Source organism: Streptomyces sp. NPDC002573 (assembly GCF_042889625.1).
GTDB lineage: Bacteria > Actinomycetota > Actinomycetes > Streptomycetales > Streptomycetaceae > Streptomyces > Streptomyces gibsoniae.
On sequence record NZ_JBIARC010000077.1, the window covers coordinates 11,644 to 27,690 of the forward strand.

Annotated in this window: 21 protein-coding genes and 4 pseudogenes; 12 read left to right on the forward strand and 13 right to left on the reverse strand. The window is 68.5% G+C overall.

What is annotated here, in order from left to right; all coding sequences use genetic code 11:
• Nucleotides 1–17: 17 nt before the first annotated feature.
• From ACFYX0_RS39595 to ACFYX0_RS39625, 7 genes and pseudogenes are all read right to left on the reverse strand, one after another.
• Nucleotides 18–1,409: pseudogene (locus ACFYX0_RS39595) on the reverse strand (NAD(P)/FAD-dependent oxidoreductase).
• A complete protein-coding gene (locus tag ACFYX0_RS39600) occupies nt 1,399–1,626 on the reverse strand; it encodes a ferredoxin (protein WP_388978595.1) in 228 nt (75 codons plus the stop codon). Before ACFYX0_RS39600 ends, ACFYX0_RS39595 begins: the two are co-directional and overlap by 11 nt.
• A gap of 475 nt (nt 1,627–2,101) precedes the next feature.
• On the reverse strand, nt 2,102–2,884 hold the full coding sequence (locus tag ACFYX0_RS39605; RefSeq protein ID WP_388978597.1) for an SDR family NAD(P)-dependent oxidoreductase: 783 nt from the start codon (nt 2,882–2,884) through the stop codon (nt 2,102–2,104).
• A gap of 58 nt (nt 2,885–2,942) precedes the next feature.
• A complete protein-coding gene (locus ACFYX0_RS39610) occupies nt 2,943–3,476 on the reverse strand; it encodes a DinB family protein (RefSeq protein ID WP_388978600.1) in 534 nt (177 codons plus the stop codon).
• A gap of 228 nt (nt 3,477–3,704) precedes the next feature.
• Nucleotides 3,705–4,091 carry a hypothetical protein gene (locus tag ACFYX0_RS39615; RefSeq protein WP_388978603.1) on the reverse strand — a complete coding sequence of 129 codons (387 nt, stop codon included), beginning with the start codon at nt 4,089–4,091 and terminating at the stop codon, nt 3,705–3,707.
• Nucleotides 4,092–4,221: 130 nt separating this feature from the next.
• Entirely contained in the window at nt 4,222–4,383 is a 162-nt protein-coding gene (locus ACFYX0_RS39620) for a hypothetical protein (protein ID WP_388978606.1), read from the reverse strand.
• A 116-nt stretch (nt 4,384–4,499) separates the two neighbouring features.
• Nucleotides 4,500–5,123 (reverse strand): LysR family transcriptional regulator, encoded by a 624-nt coding sequence (locus tag ACFYX0_RS39625; protein WP_388978608.1) that lies wholly within the window; start codon nt 5,121–5,123, stop codon nt 4,500–4,502.
• Nucleotides 5,124–5,347: 224 nt separating this feature from the next.
• On the opposite strand from ACFYX0_RS39625, the gene ACFYX0_RS39630 reads away from it, so the two are divergent.
• The 8 genes and pseudogenes from ACFYX0_RS39630 (at nt 5,348) to ACFYX0_RS39665 (ending at nt 8,702) form a co-directional block, all read left to right on the forward strand.
• Complete coding sequence (locus tag ACFYX0_RS39630) at nt 5,348–5,710, forward strand: alcohol dehydrogenase catalytic domain-containing protein (protein ID WP_388978611.1); 363 nt, start codon at nt 5,348–5,350, stop codon at nt 5,708–5,710.
• A gap of 91 nt (nt 5,711–5,801) precedes the next feature.
• The gene (locus ACFYX0_RS39635) at nt 5,802–6,050 is read left to right on the forward strand and encodes a hypothetical protein (protein ID WP_388978613.1); all 249 of its coding nucleotides are present in this window, start codon (nt 5,802–5,804) and stop codon (nt 6,048–6,050) included.
• A gap of 23 nt (nt 6,051–6,073) precedes the next feature.
• A complete protein-coding gene (locus ACFYX0_RS39640) occupies nt 6,074–6,400 on the forward strand; it encodes a hypothetical protein (protein WP_388978616.1) in 327 nt (108 codons plus the stop codon).
• Between the two features lie 31 nt (nt 6,401–6,431).
• Nucleotides 6,432–6,629: pseudogene (locus ACFYX0_RS39645) on the forward strand (NAD(P)-binding protein); the annotation flags it as partial.
• Between the two features lie 187 nt (nt 6,630–6,816).
• Nucleotides 6,817–7,140: an FAD-dependent oxidoreductase gene (locus ACFYX0_RS39650; RefSeq protein ID WP_388978648.1), complete on the forward strand. Its 324-nt coding sequence runs from the start codon at nt 6,817–6,819 to the stop codon at nt 7,138–7,140.
• A pseudogene (locus ACFYX0_RS39655) lies at nt 7,107–7,487 on the forward strand (MFS transporter); the annotation flags it as partial. The gene ACFYX0_RS39650 and the pseudogene ACFYX0_RS39655, both read left to right, overlap by 34 nt.
• Nucleotides 7,484–7,786, forward strand: coding sequence for a sulfurtransferase TusA family protein (locus tag ACFYX0_RS39660; protein ID WP_388978619.1), 303 nt, complete (start codon nt 7,484–7,486; stop codon nt 7,784–7,786). The pseudogene ACFYX0_RS39655 and the gene ACFYX0_RS39660, both read left to right, overlap by 4 nt.
• A 523-nt stretch (nt 7,787–8,309) precedes the next feature.
• Nucleotides 8,310–8,702, forward strand: a complete 393-nt coding sequence (locus tag ACFYX0_RS39665) for a hypothetical protein (RefSeq protein ID WP_355920105.1) — start codon at nt 8,310–8,312, stop codon at nt 8,700–8,702.
• A 345-nt stretch (nt 8,703–9,047) separates the two neighbouring features.
• On the opposite strand, the pseudogene ACFYX0_RS39670 reads toward ACFYX0_RS39665, so the two are convergent.
• Nucleotides 9,048–9,974, reverse strand: a pseudogene (locus tag ACFYX0_RS39670) (glutamate synthase-related protein); the annotation flags it as partial.
• Between ACFYX0_RS39670 and ACFYX0_RS39675 the strand changes: the two are divergent.
• Together ACFYX0_RS39675 and ACFYX0_RS39680 are read left to right on the forward strand one after the other, a co-directional pair.
• Entirely contained in the window at nt 9,949–10,308 is a 360-nt protein-coding gene (locus tag ACFYX0_RS39675; RefSeq protein WP_388978621.1) for a hypothetical protein, read from the forward strand. The pseudogene ACFYX0_RS39670 and the gene ACFYX0_RS39675 sit on opposite strands and share 26 nt — an antisense overlap.
• Before the next feature lie 48 nt (nt 10,309–10,356).
• Nucleotides 10,357–10,599, forward strand: a complete 243-nt coding sequence (locus ACFYX0_RS39680) for a hypothetical protein (protein WP_388978624.1) — start codon at nt 10,357–10,359, stop codon at nt 10,597–10,599.
• An 81-nt stretch (nt 10,600–10,680) separates the two neighbouring features.
• Here ACFYX0_RS39680 and ACFYX0_RS39685 read toward each other — a convergent pair whose 3' ends face one another.
• Together ACFYX0_RS39685 and ACFYX0_RS39690 are read right to left on the reverse strand one after the other, a co-directional pair.
• Nucleotides 10,681–11,052 (reverse strand): hypothetical protein, encoded by a 372-nt coding sequence (locus tag ACFYX0_RS39685; protein WP_388978627.1) that lies wholly within the window; start codon nt 11,050–11,052, stop codon nt 10,681–10,683.
• A gap of 399 nt (nt 11,053–11,451) precedes the next feature.
• Complete coding sequence (locus ACFYX0_RS39690; RefSeq protein WP_388978630.1) at nt 11,452–11,913, reverse strand: DUF4232 domain-containing protein; 462 nt, start codon at nt 11,911–11,913, stop codon at nt 11,452–11,454.
• 135 nt (nt 11,914–12,048) lie between these two features.
• Here ACFYX0_RS39690 and ACFYX0_RS39695 point away from each other — a divergent pair, with 135 nt between their 5' ends.
• Nucleotides 12,049–12,189 (forward strand): hypothetical protein, encoded by a 141-nt coding sequence (locus ACFYX0_RS39695; protein WP_388978633.1) that lies wholly within the window; start codon nt 12,049–12,051, stop codon nt 12,187–12,189.
• Here the strand turns inward: ACFYX0_RS39695 and ACFYX0_RS39700 are convergent.
• The 3 genes from ACFYX0_RS39700 to ACFYX0_RS39710 all read right to left on the reverse strand — a co-directional run bounded on the left by ACFYX0_RS39700 (nt 12,186) and on the right by ACFYX0_RS39710 (nt 14,391).
• A complete protein-coding gene (locus ACFYX0_RS39700; RefSeq protein ID WP_388978636.1) occupies nt 12,186–12,644 on the reverse strand; it encodes a S8 family serine peptidase in 459 nt (152 codons plus the stop codon). The genes ACFYX0_RS39695 and ACFYX0_RS39700 overlap by 4 nt on opposite strands.
• 9 nt (nt 12,645–12,653) lie before the next feature.
• Nucleotides 12,654–13,340 carry a hypothetical protein gene (locus tag ACFYX0_RS39705; RefSeq protein ID WP_388978639.1) on the reverse strand — a complete coding sequence of 229 codons (687 nt, stop codon included), beginning with the start codon at nt 13,338–13,340 and terminating at the stop codon, nt 12,654–12,656.
• An 826-nt stretch (nt 13,341–14,166) separates the two neighbouring features.
• The gene (locus ACFYX0_RS39710; protein WP_388978642.1) at nt 14,167–14,391 is read right to left on the reverse strand and encodes a hypothetical protein; all 225 of its coding nucleotides are present in this window, start codon (nt 14,389–14,391) and stop codon (nt 14,167–14,169) included.
• Between the two features lie 1,007 nt (nt 14,392–15,398).
• Here ACFYX0_RS39710 and ACFYX0_RS39715 point away from each other — a divergent pair.
• Nucleotides 15,399–15,947 (forward strand): GMC family oxidoreductase N-terminal domain-containing protein, encoded by a 549-nt coding sequence (locus ACFYX0_RS39715; RefSeq protein WP_388978643.1) that lies wholly within the window; start codon nt 15,399–15,401, stop codon nt 15,945–15,947.
• Nucleotides 15,948–16,047 lie beyond the last annotated feature (100 nt).

The following is a 16,047-nucleotide window of genomic DNA, read 5'->3' on the forward strand; positions in this document are numbered from 1 at the left end:
CGGCACAGGGCCGGTGATCAGGCATGCGACGGAACGAACTCGACACCCCGCTCGCTCGGTGAGTGACCCGTCAGCGTGACGGTTGGCCCATGGGTGGGCAGGTGGGGGTCGGAGAAGGCCGGGTCGACCGGCTGCAGCGTCTCGGTTCGGCGGCCGACCGACTGGTACTCCGGCGGGAAGGGCGCTCCGGCCGCGATCTGCTGCTCGTAGAACCCCAGCCACTTGCCTCCGTCGAAGGACGCCGCGGCGATGACGGCCGCGGTACCCGTACACCGCGACGAACCGCTCCTCGGCGAGCGCCCCTGGGCGACGACCAGCTGGTTGCCCAGCGAGGGAACACCCACCGACTTGATGTTGACGCCGAACTGGGAGGACCAGAACATCGGCAGCCACAGGTGCGGACGGCGCTGCGGACCCGCGCAGATCATGTTGTGGGCGGCGATCTCGGCCTGTTCGACCTCATTGCCCCAGTGCTCCAGCGCCAGGAATTGGTAATCGAACAGCGGGTGGGGGCTGCGTGCGACGTCTCCGGCCGCGTAGACGTCGTCGGTGACGATGCAGTTGACGTCGAACACCCGGCACCCGGCGTCGCATGCGATCCTTCGGGGACCCGCGGCCACCCCCGAGCCGGCGAGCCATTCCGTGTTCCGCATGGCACCGAGCGAGACGACCGCCACCTCCACGTCGATCGCCGAACCGTCGGACAGATGGGCGCGCCTGAGTCGTCCCACGTAGTCGCCCTCCAGGGCAGTGACGCTGATGCCGCAGCGCAGGTCGACTCCGTGCTTGCGCTGCAGCCGGTCCGCGACCTCGCCGATCACCCCGCCGAGTGCGCCCACCAGCGGTGCCGGACCGCGTTCGGCGACCGTGACGTCAAGGCCCAGCTCCCGGCAGACCGAGGCGACCTCGAAGCCCGTGAAACCGGCGCCGATCACCAGCACCCGGGACACTCCCCCGGTCAGCTTCCGTTGCAGGCGTGCAAAGTCGTCGCGGGTACGCAGTACGAACACCCCGTCCAGCGCGACCTCTTCCGGGTGGATCCAGGGCCGCGCTCGGGTACCGGTGGTGATCAGCAGGCGGTCGTAGGGGACGGTGTCGCCGTTCGCCAGGCGTACCTGCTTGGCGTCCCGGTCCAGGCCCTCGGCGGCGACGCCCAGACGCCATTCGGCGTCGATGTCGCGCCGCCGCGGCAGCACGGTGTCCTCGGGCCGGGCACGTCCGACCAGGGCCTGCTTGGACAGCGGAGGCCGGTCGTAGGGTTCGTACGGCTCGTCGCCGATCATGGTCAGCGATCCTGTGAAACCCTGGTCGCGCAAGGTCTCCGCCGCACGCAGAACTGCCAGCGAGGCACCGACGACGACAATGCGGCCCTGGCGCCGCAGAACCTCGACATCCGAGTCAGCCGACATGCGGCTCCACACCCTTCGTCGGCTCATCGGAGTAGTCGACAAGTATGGCCTGCACCGGGCAGGCGGCAACTTCCTTCTCCACCCGGTCACGTTGTACCTCGTCGAAGCGAGGGGAGAACAGGAGCGCCTCGTCCCCGTGCAGGGAGAAGACGTCCGGGGCGAGAAAGACGCACTGCGCGAATCCCTGGCACCGATTGAGATCGACGACAAGCCTCATATGGGACCCGCTCCCTGCACGGGCCGCGGTGGCCGAGCCCCGCAGCCGTCTGCGCTCGGTCCATGTGGTCGGTGGGCATGCCTCACCCTCACGATCGACCCCCCGGACGGTTCTCGCAAGGCGAAGGGGTGCTGGGCGGGGCCGCTGCCTGCTGTGCGTCTCGATCGCGTCCGAACGCTGTGGACGCGCCGGCGCGCGGCCGGTGCGCGTCCAGGTCGCCGAGGGCGTGGTGGGTGTCGGTGACCCCGGCCCCACGGCTCCCCCGAAGCCTTGTGCGCCGGGGCGGACACCAGCCGCAGCCACACCGGTTGACCGGTGGCGGTGCAGGGCCGGGGCACCTCAGGGTGCGCCCGGCCCACCTCAGAACTCCTCCCCCGAACCGGTCTGCACGTCCAGCACCTTGGCCGCGCGGGCGTGATGGGCGCGCAGGCGCTGTTCGGTGTTCGGGTCAGGTGGATGGAGGGGAGAGGACGGTTCAGTTACGTCCGGCCATGACACCGCCGTCGATGTCCCAGACGGCGCCGGTGACCCAGTCGGTCCGGTCCGACAGGAGGAAGGCGACGGTGGCGGCGACGTCGTCGGGGGTGCCGGTCCGGCCGAGCGGGTGGAAGGTGTTGAACCCGTCGAGGGCGGAGTCGAGGTCCGCCTTGGGGATGAACTCCTCGTAGATGGGCGTGCGCACGACGGCGGGGGCGACCGCGTTGACGCGGATGCCGTGCGGGGCGAGTTCCATCGCGAGGTGCTGGGTGAGGGAGTGCAAGCCGGCCTTGGCCATCGAGTACGCCGACGAGGGCGTGGCGGCGACGGCCTGATGCGCCCACATGGAGCCGATGTTGACGATGGCTCCCTTCGCGCCGCGGTCGATCATGTTGGCGACGACGGTCTGGGTGAGGAAGAAGAAGGCCCGGTTGATGGCCTGGTACCGGTCGTAGTCCGCGGCCGTGTGCTCCAGGAAGGGCTTCGGGGCGAAGACGCCGGCAGCGTTGACGAGGAGGGTGGCGTCGGCGTGCTCCTCGGTGAGGAGGACGCGCAGGCGGTCGACGGCCGCCGGGTCGGTCAGGTCGGCCGCCAGACCCACGGCCTTGCCGTGGGTGAACAGGACGGCCGCCGCCTCGTCGGCGCCGGACTGCGTGCGGCCGGTGACGACGGCGCTGCCGCCGGCATCGAGGATGTGGCGGGCGACCGCGTATCCCATGCCGCTGGTGCCGCCGATGACGACGACCTTCTGTCCGGTGAAGTCGGGAGTGGTGCTGGACATGTGGTGCTCCTGCTTCGGTGAGTCACCCGGACCGGGAAGGGGGTGTCCGCTGCGGTGGTCAGGCGTAGGGATTGAGGACGAGGTAGCCGTCTACGCGGCTGAGCCGGTCCGAGGAGGGGTCGGGCGGGAGGCTGTGGCCGAAGTTGTCGGCCCGGACCTCGCTGATCCACTGGTCGTGCTGGTACTCATGGTTGATCAGTGCGATGAGCAGGTGGGTCCCGACGACGGTCAGCTGCGAGGGGGCGCTGACCTGGCCCGCGGCGATGTCGCCGATGCGGGCGTGGACGCGTTCGGCGACGGTGTGGCGGAAGGCGGTGAGCCGCTCGACGGTGGGCAGCGCACCGCGGAACTTCTCCGGATTCGCAGAGTCCATGAGCCCGTCCAGTTCCGGGTCGGGGCTGGGTTCGGCCGCCGTGAGATTGCGGATCATGAAGTGGGCGACGTGCGCCTGGTGGCCGAGATGCCAGCCGATGGCGCTGGAGTTCTCGTGCGGGCGCCAGGTCACCTCATCGGGAGTGAGGTCTCTCCACAGGTCGTCGGTGTAGGCGCAGGCACGGTCGTACTCGCGTAGCAGCGCTTTGAGTTCGTGCATGAATCCGCCAGTCGGTGTTCGCGGGGTGAGGGGAGGATCGCGGCCCGGGCAGGCACGGACGGCCCACTTCGCCAGGCGTGGCAGGGAGAGCGGTGCCCCCGTGTTCGACCGGCACGTGGCCGCCGCCGGGCGAGGCCGACGACGGCTCCTCCGACATGGAGGTGGGCGTTGACCAGGTCGGATGCGAGTCCGTGTGCCGCGATGTCGATGTCGTGGCCGCGGCGACGTTCACGCCGGGAAATCCGAGGCGAAAGCGATGCCTACGAGCGCCGCGGTCGGCGACCCGGCGGCCCCGGACGGCTGAGACTTCGCCGCCCGAAGCTCCGAGAAGCTCAGACGGTGTCGTAGACCCGTACCTCGAGCGCGGCCTTCAACAGCGGATGACAGACCACCGACCACATCGCGGGTGAACAGGTTGCTCGCCAGGTACGCCTTCGCGTCGGCCACGGTCTCGAAGCCGTGGAGGACCTGGACGTCCTCGTCGCGGACGAGAAGCTGCTTGCTGATGGCGCCCTGAACCGTGTCCAGGAACGGCTGCCTGAACTTGGTGTAGACGTCCGCGGCCGCGACTCGGTTGGCCGGGTCCACCTGCAGTGTGATCTCAAGATATGCCATGGTTATGCCTCGCTCGATCGGCAGGGAATGAGCGGAGCGGTGAATGCCGCAACGTGCTTGCCAAGTTAGGCACCCCATGCGAGGTCCGGTAGAGGATCCCGTTGAATCAGACCATAAGCAGTGCATATAGCTAGCGGTCGGCGGCGAGCCTGTCGGCCAGTCGAAGAAGGTCCGGAGCCAGTGAGGACTCGGCGCTCCACACCGCTTCGAAGGAGATCTGTACCTCACGGCCCTGGTCCATCAGCTGCCGGTGCGGGACGTCGGCCGAGGTGAGCGTGGAGCGGGGGACCATCGCCGAGCCCGGGCCCAGCTTCGTCCAGTCCTCCAGGACCTGGTAGCCGGCGGCTTCCCCCGGATAGGTGCGCAGGGGCGTCTCGTGCGCCTGGAAGAGCTGTGTGGTGAAGGAGGTCAGGCCGCAGGTGTCCGGAACGAGGATGAACTGCTCCTGGCCTCCTGGCCGGCCTCTTCGAGTTCGAGAGGAGCGCTATTTGTGGGCTCGGGGGTGACGACGACGATCGGTTCGACGTCGATGACCCGGTGCTCGAAGCGGGGCATCGCGGCCACCGCCGGGATCAGGATGATGTCGAGCTCGCCTGCCCGCAGGCATTCGCGCAGGTCCTGCATGTTCGCCTCGCGCAGCACGAGGTCGCGGGGGACGGGAAGGTCGCACACCTTGCTGAACGCGCGGGCGACCAGGCGGGAGCTGATCAGGGGCGAGACACCCATGCGGATCTTCTGCTCGCCGGGTTCGGTCAGCCGCCTGGCCTCCACCGCGACTGCGTCGAGCGCGACCACTGCGCGCTCGATCAGTGGCAGGATCCGCGCACCGAAGGCGGTCTGGGTCACCCCGCGGGGCGACCGGTCGAAGAGCTTGTCGCCCAGGCGCTCCTCCAGTTTGGCGATGCCGTTGGAGAGGGCCGGCTGGGTGACGCCGTAGGCCCGTGCGGCAGCGCTGAACGATTTGGTCTCGGCGACTGCCTGCGCGTAGCGGAGTCCTTCGAGATTCGGGCGATCTCGATCCGTTATAGCCACGCCTTATCTCTCCACTCAGTGGTGTCCCCTACCGGGCCTGCTTTCCTCGCACCTACGGTGGGGCCCTGCCAATCAACCATAACCAGCAGCTATGAGTCTGTCGTGCTCGGAATAGGAAAGGCGCCATGTCGAAGTCTGCAGTGACGATGGTTGTGACTGAGCCCGGAGGGGCTCTGAGCCCCTCCGTGGCCAGGACGACATCGCCGACAGGCACGTGGGTCCGTGTGTCCGTCAGGGAGAGCGGGGTATGCAACGCCGACATCGCAACAGCCGCAGCCACCGGTCGCGGTACCGCCTTCCCCGTCATTCCCGGGCACGAGGTCGCCGGCGTCATCGCCGAACTGGGCGACCAGGTCGAAGGCTGGGCGGTCGGCGATCGTGTGGCCGTCGGGTGGTTCGGCGGCAGTTGCGGGCACTGCGCGTTCTGCCGGGCGGGCGACGTGGTCCACTGCCCCGAACGCAAGGTGCCCGGCCTGTCCTACCCGGGTGGTTGGGCCCAGAGCATCAACGTGCCCGCTGACGCGCTCGCGCGCATCCCCGACGAACTCGACCTCTCGACGCGGCCCCGTTCGGCTGCGCGGGCGTGACGACCTTCAACGCCGTACGCAAGGCCGGCACCCGTGCGGGCGGGCGGGTCGCCGTGTTCGGGGTCGGCGGGCTGGGGCACCTCGCCCTCCAGTGGCCAAGCTCGGTTACGAGGCCATCGCGATCGCCCGTGGCGGCGACCGCGAGAAACTCGCCCGCGACCTCGGCGCCCACCACTACATCGACAGCACCGCTCAGGCGTCCGGAGCCGCCATGAAGGAGCTCGGCGGCGCGGACCTCATCGTCTGCACCGCTTCCTCCACCGCCCCGTCGATGAACTCCTCACCGGCCTCAACGTCCACGGACAGCTCACCCTCGTCGGCGTCGACGCCGGATCGCTGACCGTTCCGGCGGCCCAGCTCGTCATGAACGGCCACACCGTCACCGGGCACCTCACCGGCAGCGCGCGGGAGACCGAGGAGGCGATGGAGTTCGCCGTCACCAACAACGTGCGCCCCATGATCGAGCGGATGCCGCTGGAGCAGGCCGGCGAAGCCGTGACCCGACTGCGTTCCGGGGCTCCCCGCTTCCGCATCCTTCTGGACACCGCCGGCGGCAACGCCACTCCAGGCCGCCGCCCCGACGGCTCCGCTCAGTGCGGGCGGGCTACGCGCCTGCTGCCGATGGTTCGTCATGCGCGAGGTCGACCTGGAGAGAGGAGTCGGCCCGAAGTTAGTAGTCGTCCGAAGTGAGCAGTCGGTCCGAAGAGAAAGGAAGCCATCCATGTCCCACCGGGACAGCCATGACGTGATCGTGGTCGGCGCCGGTGCCTCCGGGCTGGCCGCCGCCACGGCCCCGCACGCCGCCGGCCGCGACACGGTCTGCCTGGAGGCCCGCGACCGCATCGGCGGACGCCTGCTGTCGGCCTCCGCATCGAACCCGGACCGGGCCCTCGACCTCGGAGCCACCTGGTTCCGGGACGGAGAGGAGCGCGTGCACGACCTGGCCGCACGCAGCGGCATCAAGACCTTCGACCAGCATCTCGCCGGAGAACACCATCCTCCAGGACGCCACCGGCGGCCGTCGACTTGCCGGCAACCTGATCGATGCCCCGTCCCGCCGTTTCGCGTCCGGATCCCAGAGCCTCGCCTCCGCCCTCGCGGCTGCGCTGCCCACCGACACAGTGCGGCTGAACACGCCCGTCACCGCCATCCACCCGGACGGCCGGGACGGCCTCGACGTGCACACCCCGGACCAGACCCTGCACGCCGACCACGTCGTGCTGGCCCTCCCGCCCGCTCTGGCAGTGGAGCGCATCGACTTCGGTGACGCGCTTCCCGCCGGACTTGTGCGCCTTGCCCGGTCCACGCCGGTCTGGATGGGGGCTGTCGTCAAGGTCGTCGCCCTGTACCCCTTCGTGTTCTGGCGGGAACAGGGACTGGCCGGTGCGGCGTTCAGACCGGCTGGCTCGTCGACCGCCATGGCCGCATGAAGGTCGCCGCTGCCTCCGGGATCACCCTGCTGGCCGCCGGCGTCCTCGCCGCTGCGGCGCCGGGTGACTCCGTCGCCCTCCTCGCACTCGCCCTGGCCCTGCTCGGCCTCGGCTGGAACTTCGGCCTGGTGGCCGGCACCGCGATCATCACGGACACCGTGCCGCTCGCGACCCGTGCCAGGACCCAGGGCATGGTCGACGTCTCCATCGCGATCGCCGGCGCCACCGGCGGCATGGCCTCCGGCATCATGGTGGCCGCCACCAGCTACCCCGCCCTCGCCCACACCGGCGGCATCCTCTCTCTCGCCCTCCTGCCCGCCGTCGCCGTCACCGCCTACCGCCGATGAACCCCCTGAGCCACGAGCCCGCCGTGCCGGACATCACCGTCGACGGCACCGGCCTGCTCTGCGTCGCCCTCCTGATGCGCCTGCGCAAGGAGATCGACGGCGCTGAGCCGGGCACCGTGGTCCACGTCGTGGCCACCGACCCGGCCGCCCCGCTCGACCTGCCCGCCTGGTGTCACATGACCGGACACCACTACCTCGGCCCTGCTCCCGGTGACGATCGCCCCGTCTACGCCCCTCGGCTCTCGGCCAACGCCCGCCCCACCAAGGCCGACGCCCCTTGGTCCCCCACCGACACGTGAACGTCGTCCGTGGGGGCTCGTGTCTGCGTCGCCCGCCTGTTCGCTGTTCGGCGATGGCGGATGGGGCCGAACCGGCGCCCTTCCGCTCTTCCGGCGTTCTCTGGCTCCTCCGGCCCCTCCGGTGCGGGGTACCGGTCGGGCGTGAGGACGGCGCACGTCCGTGCTCGGATGCTGTTGTCTGCGGACGCTGATGTCACGACTGATGACGCGTCGTTACTCCGTCCGATACCGGCTCCGGTGTTGAAGCGCAGGCCCGCCCACAGCGGATGTTGAGCCGTCAACCCAATACGACACGAAGAGTTCAAGCTCGCTAATTGCGTTTGTATGTTGACACGGCCGTATACGGTGACACCTGCCCGCATCGCAGTAAGCAATCGCTACCAGGGAGGAAACGGCTGTGCCCATTTCAAGGTGGTGCCTGATGGCCGCTGCTCCGGTGCTCGGACTGTCAATTGCCGGATGCCAAGCCTCTGCGTCCCCAAGTTCCCAGTCTCAGGGCAATGAGGGAGGGGGCAGCTATGAAGTGATCCATCTGCACGGGGAGACGACACAGAGCAAGAGGCTCGAGAACGGAGATCACGCAACCGGAGTGGGCAACCAGGTCCTCATCACCGAAAAACTCGTCCGCGACGGCAACAAGGACGGCTTCTCCGCGACAAGGTGCACCCAGGTCGGGGGGTCTTTGAATCCCACCCCAGAGAAGCCGAACACTCAGCTGTGTTCAGGTGTTTACAGCCTCGGGAACGGGCAGGTCACCTGGCAAAATACGCTCGCGGTTACGAGCCAAGGGACTCCGGCGCCGTGGAAAACTGCCATCACCGGCGGCACGGGCGCGTACGCGAATGCTCGCGGCTATGTTCTTGTCAACGGGGCTGCGCGAGACTACACCGTTTATCTCGTTCGAACGCCCTCCTGAAAGCTCGAGGCGGAAGGATCTCGCCTACGCCTTCCTCGAATCCCGCCATCCGGTGACGGTATGGAACCGCGCGCCTGGAAAGGCCGGCGACCTTCTCGCCTGCGGTGCGGCGAGAAAGGCCCCAGTCGCCACCGGAAACGAAAGTCATTGCGTCAGCCGTTGTAAGCGGCACGCCGTCCAGGGACGGCACGGACGCTTCGCCCCTTCGTGTCGTACCGGCACTGTCGAACTGATGACCGCCGCCGCACCACCCCGCCGCCCCGAGGCCACGGCACGGCACGGCATATGGACGGCAATGCGCCGACCCCGCCGACGCACGCCGCCCTCTCACAGCCGCGAGCCTTGTCAGGCGGTGAATCGGTCGGGGTCGGCGGCCTTCCAATCCGCCGCCCAGGACTCCGGAGGCTCGATCAGCAACTGCCCGGGGGCCAGCCATTCGTAGAGCTCCGCTTAGGAGCGGACGGTGACCGGATCCACGCGGCGGCGCAGCATGTGCGGGCGCAGCTCGGCCGGTCCGCTCACGCCCAGCGACGCGATGATCTTCATGAAGCTGTTCACCGTGGCGGACTGGAAGCGCCGGACGCGGACCGACTTGTCGTCGGCGTTCAACGCGCGGGCGCGGCCCGGGTCTTGCGTGGCGACACCGGCAGGACAGGTGTTGGTGTGGCAGCTCTGCGCCTGGATGCATCCGATCGCGAACATCATGGCGCGGGCCGCGTTGGTGAAGTCGGCGCCTTGCGCCATGCGCTTGACGATGTCGGCTCCGGTGGCCACCCTTCCGCTGGCACCGATCTTGATCCGGTCCCGCGGGCCGGCGCCGACCAGAGCATTGTGGACGGCGATGAGCCCCTCGGTGAGCGGACTGCCCAGGTGGTCGGCGAACTCCAGCGGGGCGGCTCCGGTGCCACCCTCCGCTCCGTCCACGATGATGAAGTCCGGTGCGGTGCCCTCTTCGATCATCGCCTTGCACACCGCCAGGAACTCACGCCGCGAGCCCACGCACAGCTTGAAGCCGACCGGCTTACCCCCGGACAACTCGCGCATCTCCGCGATGAACCGGACCAGTTCGCGTGGAGTGCTGAAGACGTCGTGGTGCGGGAGTGAGATGACGGTCTTGCCTTCGGGAACCTCGCGGACCCTGGCTATCTCGGCGGTGACCTTCTCCCCCGGCAGCACGCTTCCGATGCCGGGCTTGGCTCCCTGGGACAGCTTGAGCGACACGCACTTCACACTGTCGTGAGCGGCCTTGGCGGCGAACCGTGCAGGGTCGAAACGCATCGCCGCGTTGGCATGCACAGCGTTTCTGGCCTGGCGCCGCAGTCGTTCGGTCATCCTCTACGCGCACGCCACTGCGGTCCTGTTGATCTGCGGCACCTGGTTCGACATCTCGCTGGACGCCGGCACCAAGGACATCTGGATGTCGGGAGGCCTTGCCTTGCTTGCTGAACTGTCGCTGGCTGCCTTCCTCATCCATCGGGCATACTCCTTGATCGCCTTGCTGCCGTGGTCGCCCGCGCACACCCCCGTCGGCGACACCGCTGGGAGTCAAACGGATCCGCACCCGGACGAGGAACCTGGCCACCAGCGCTTGCGGACACCTGGCTAGCTAGGGCTGTGACCGGTACGGTTCGCCGGGTTGGAGGGGAGACGCACGGTGTTCGTTGAGATCGTCCTTACCGGTCTGCCGATCGATCGCGATGAAGCCGAGGACGCGTTGGAAGCCGCGCTGGGCCCCGACGGCGGAGTCACCGGAGCGGGCAGCGGCATGGGACGCTGCCATCTCGACGTGGAGATCGAGGCGGCGGCCCTGGACCCCGTCCTCGCATTGGACCGGCTGCGTGCCGTGCTCGCCGAGCTCGGCGTGGAGGCATGCGCAATGCTCAACGTCAGCGACTGATCAGGCTGCCTCTCGGCCTCCCCAGCGGATGCCCTCTCGAAACCGCTGCCCGAACCCGGCCGACCTATGTGGTCACAGCACCTAGCCAAGTGGATTCCAGTTGAACCAGCCTCGGGAAGTGTCGTAGACGTTCGTGGGTTCGTCGCAAGTCTGGGATGCCGAGATCTGAAGGGCGACGGCATCCGCGCGCGCCGCATAGTCGTCCGCCAGAACCACCAAGATCAGAACCGTAGAGAGCATCAGCACGGGAAGAACTCGTCCGCGGCGTACGCGTGAGATGACCAGTGCTGCCACGGACAGCACGAGGCCGGCCAGCAGGATCCACCGGTTCATGCTTGCTTCCTGGTCGAGTCGTTTGGACAGCTCTGCAAGGTCACTGCAGAGTATGTAGGTGTCCGGCCCACCGAACAGCGACAGACAGCGTTCCAGTACTGCGGCCAGCACGATGAACACCCCAAGCGCCGGCAGCAGGCTCGGATCTCTCTCCGACCCCGGCTCCGACCTGACCTGCCGCGCAACCCCCATTGCCTCCACCCTTCGACCGCCCGGCGGAACATCCAGCCGAGCGCAGAGATTACCGCCACATGTGCGTCGGGGTTCGGTGCCCAAGTCGGTGAACAGTACGCTGACCTGGCTGAGTTGGGCGCTGGCTGGGCCGGCGCTGGGCGGCACGTACGCCTGCGACCGGACGGACCTGTCGGTCGTGCTCAGCAAGCAGCGCCGGCGGCCACGAGGTGGCCCCGACCCGACCAGGCCGGGGCCACCCGAGGATCGTACGGTTCAATTCGCCGAGCCGTACGACGTCATGGTCCCCGTGCCTTCCACGGCGTCAGATTCCCGCCGTCAGCGCTTTCAGCGCTCCTCACCCTGGCCCATGCCGATACCGGTCTCCCAGGACGTGACGGACACACCGGACTTGTAGATGTCGGTCGTGCCGGGGAAGAGGAAGTTCGTCGCGCGGCTGGTCCCGTCGGGCACGGCAAGCGTGAGGCCGTTGACCTCCCGCTTGTCCGCTTGTGTGTCGGGGGCCGAATAGAAGATGGTCGCGTGCAGCGGCGAATCGGTGCGTAGCACAAGGGTGCCGCCGCGGCCGTTGACGGTCACGGGGACCTTCTTGGTCTCGTCCGGCGGAGAACTGACAGTGATCAGCGGGGTGTCGCTGAGGCTGCAGGTGATTCCGTCGTGGGCGAGCAACGTGAGGTCGAATCTGCGCTGGCCGAGCCCGTAGGAGTAGCCACCGAAGTAGAACGACACGTTGTTGGTGGTACAGGGCTGGACCGCCGCCTTGGTGGCGGTGCTGGTGGCGCTTGCCATGCCGGCGCCAGCCAGGAGCGTGGCGGACAGCGCCGCCGCGACTGCCGTTGCCCGAGTCCTTCGACGCACGGGGACGGGTCCTCTCTTATCTCGTCGGTGGAAGAAGCGGATCAGAACGCGCCGAGGCCGTGGGGCATGCCGATTCCGGTCAGTCCGTCCCAGCCCGCGGCGGCGTTGCACAGCGAGTGGCTGATCCCCGGGTACTCGGCGCACTGGTGGAAGTCCTCGTTGTTCCCGCTGGTGATGTCCGTGAAGTCGGACGACGGGGCCTTCTAGAGCGTGTTGGGGCCCTGAACGGAGGCGAGGTGACCGGCACGGGCATACAGACCGGCGATGTACGGTGCGGAGGCGCTCGTACCGCCGACGATCGTCCAGTCGTTGGGCTCGCCGCTGCTCGGCGCGTCAGTGTCGTATACGGCCAGGCCGGTCGCCGGGTCGGCGTCGGCGGACACGTCGGCGGCGGCCCGGTGATGGCCGCACGCGGCGGTCACTGAGGCGGGCTGCCCGTTGGCGGCGGCGAAGTCGGTCTCGCATCCGCTGCCGGCGGCCCACCAGGCAGTCGCCTGGCCGGTGGCGGGCAGGGTGACGCCGCCCACGGCGATCACTGAGGGCAGGTTGGACGGCCACATCTGATGGATGCCGCCGTTGAAGCCCTCGTCCCCGGTGGAGGCGATGATCGCAACGCCCTTGTGCTTGAGCGCCTTCAGGTCGGCACCGCTCGTGTTGGTCACGTCCGCCGTCTAGCCGTAACTGATGCTGACGGCCGAGGCGTTGCCGACCACCGCGGTGTTCACTGCCTCGGCGAAGTCGCCGGTGGAGACGTCATTGTCGTCCTCGCCGTCCTGCCAGGGCACCGAGATTTCCACCAAGTGGCAGGTGGGGCACGCTGCGGAGGCCGCGTCGAGGTCGAGGGAAGTCTCAAGGGCGAGTTCCTCCTCCAGGGCCGCCCCGGCGCCCTTCTTCTGCGGCGCCGGCTGTTTGACGCCGGTGTAGTTCTCGAGGGTGAGGCAGCCGGACGCGGTGTCGCAGGCCGGCAGACCGTAGGTGGAGCGGTGGGTGGCCAGGTCGGAGGCGAGGGTGGCGTCGACGCCCGCATCGATGATCACGATGGTCGCCGTACTCTTCGACGTTGCGGGCAGGCCGTACGCCTTGGCCAGGTCGCCCGGACCGTAACCCGCGGGGGCGGACGCACGCAACGGCGTGGTGCTGCCGGTCTTTTCGGTGACGACCCGGGCCCCGCACTGTGGGCAGACGGTACGCACGCCGTGCCCGGCCAGTAGTGACCCGGACCGCACCTCCTGGCGCAGCCGGGCGACCGGCTCGCCGCTGTCGGCGACGGCAGCCGACTTGGCGGTCACACCGCCCGACGGCGACGCGGCGACGGCGTAGGAGGAGGCCAGTGCTCCGGCCACCAGGGTGGAGGCCACCGCCACGACCGTCAGCCGGCCGGCCAGTCGGCCCCCGTCGGCCGTGCGTATGGCCGACCGTCTCCCTCTTGCTCTCATTCGATCCACAGATTCACAAATCCTCTCTGCGTCCGGCGTGTTGGGCGCGGACGCTTCCCACGGCGGCCTCTGCGTCCGCTGACGCGGAGTGCCGGGACAGCCGTGACGCGATGCATCACACGAGTGGGATCACCCCCTACATCGAACAGTTCTTCGAATGGCTGAAAATTTACCTGGCGCCAAGTCATGGATGGTCAGACCCGTCGCCCTGACCGGTGCCGGCCGACGGGTTCAGGGTCCCGGCGAGCCGCACCGTGCTCGTCGGGATGGGCACGTACGGTGGAGGAGTTCCGTCAACTCGGCGCAACGGAGCAGGAACAGCCGCTGCTCGACCGGTACTGACGTAGAGCATGCGGTTGCGCACCTTGGCGAGCAGTCATACGGTCGTCGACCATCCCATGACCATCGCCGCCGGATCCGGGGACGGCCCCACTAAAACCTCAAGCTCGCAGACGCTCACCTGATTGAACATCCTGACGCCGGCGTCCTCACCGGTCGCGAAGGGTGCCAGGACATAGAGGGAAAGCAGGCGGAAGCGCGCAGATTGCGAACATGCAAGAGCGTAGGCACGAGGTCTTCGCCGCCGGGCTCAGGCTGCAAGATGCACGACCGCCCCGTCTCAACCGTGGAGGCAGGGCGGCGGCGGTGTGCTGGTTCATGAGGCCAGCGCTCGGGAGCCGGTCGCGCCGCGCCGCCTTGAGCGCCGTACTGCCGGCGGTGTTCGTTGCTCGATCGCGGAGAAGGGGTCTCAGGATGCCCCGTCGAGCTTCTTGTCGAGGGTCGGCCTGTCAGCAGGCGCGAGTTCGACATCGATGGCGAGTTTCTGGAGTTTGCCGCTCCAGCTCACGCCGACCTGGATCTCCTCCTTGCCGGTGGCGCCGACCTGGCGGGCGTCGCGGGCGAAGGCTTCGAGCTCGTCGAGGTTGATGACCTGCTTTTTCGCGGCGGCGTGTTCGACCTTCTTCAGGGCCATGTGGTGCTTCCCCTCCTCTGGTGGGTGGTCAGGATGCCACGCCGTCAAGGGAAGCCGGAGGGGAAAGCTTCCACGTGGGACTGTCGCTGCCCGTAGGGCTGCCGCTCCCTGGCCCGACCTCCGCGCGCAAGCGGATGGCTGGACACACCCCAGCGCCGCAGCCACGATGGCCGTGGAAACGGGGAAATGGGGGCACTGTGGGGCAATCGCCCTGCGGGTGGGGGGATTTGTGGACTTGGTTGCAGAAGGGCCCGGCGTCTACATCGTGCTCGGCGTTGCCCCACTGGCGGCATTCGTCGTGCTAGGGATGTGGGTAAGTCGAGCGTCGGACCGTCGCTACCGCGGGAGGGCTGCCCGCTGGGCCACTGCACATGGCTGGACCTACCGCGACGGCGGTGGAGGTTCCTGGACCGCGCTGTTGGGGGGTTGACCTCGTGGCGACCTGGACCGGCAAGGTCGACCCCGACACGATTCCTTCCCGCGTTGGTCGGTTGCTGACAGTCGCAGCTCTGCTTCGTCGGTGAGATGACGCTGACCGATGGGCCTGCCATAGGAGACACCTCCGGATCCGCGACCGCGATGCCCAACTCCCGTCACCTCACGGCTGAACCCTGACACCAGGTCAACCTGCGTGGAGTCCGCTTGAGCAGCACGACGACCGATGCAGTCGTCAACCGCCGCGCCACTTCCTCCGCTCCCCCGCACGCGCATCGGACTGCCGCCCAGCCACTCCCCGCTCGGCGGGTTCGCGCCGTGCGTGGGGCCACGAAGCATGAACTTCCCGGCTCCTTGGCGGGTTGCGGAGGACGACCTGATCGTTTGATGAGTGAATACGACGGCGACGCCGTCGTCGGGGGAAGTGAGCAACCCATCGCAATGGTGGGCCTGTTCTGGATCGCCCAGGGCGAGGTGTACGTGGGCGCGAAGCCGTCCGGTCTGGCTCCTGGGGTACTCCTGGCCCCCGAGGGCCTGGTGGCCCTCGACGACGGACAGTCCGGCCTTTACCTGTGGGAGGACGTGCATGCCCTGACGGTGACGGACGTCCCCGTGAAGTCCCTGAAGCGACAGGTCGGCGTGGTGAAGGACCTGGCTCTGGCAACGGTCAAGGAGTTGGCTTTGCCCATGAGCCATGGCCGGGTGGACGAGGCCCCGGCAATGATGACGGTGCGCGTGGAATCTTCCGACTGGACGCTGCGCCCGCCACGGCGGACGGCAACGGCGAGCAGCCCGAAGGCGTCGACCGCACCGAGATCAACCTCGTTGACTTCAGCCGCCACAGCGCCGCCGACGCCTACCTCGGTCAGGCGCGCCACCGGCCGAACCTCACCGCCACGGATGCGTTCGCAGAGCGCCTGGTCTTCGACGGGCGCCGGTGCACCAGCGTGGAGTACGTCCTCGACGGGCAGCGGCGAACGGAGCGGGCCGGCCGGGAGGTCGCGCTCGCGGCGGGGCCGATCGGATCGCCGCAATTGTTGCTGGTGTCGGGCATCGGGCCGGCCGAACAGTCGCGGCGCCTTGGCATCGACGTGGCGCAGCACCTGCCCGGGGTCGGGTAGTACCTCTAGGGCGTGTATCGAATGTGCTGGTCACAGCCACTCGTTGATGGCTGCGACGAGGACGGTCGCCTCGTAGCGGACCGCGAGCTTGTCGTAGCGA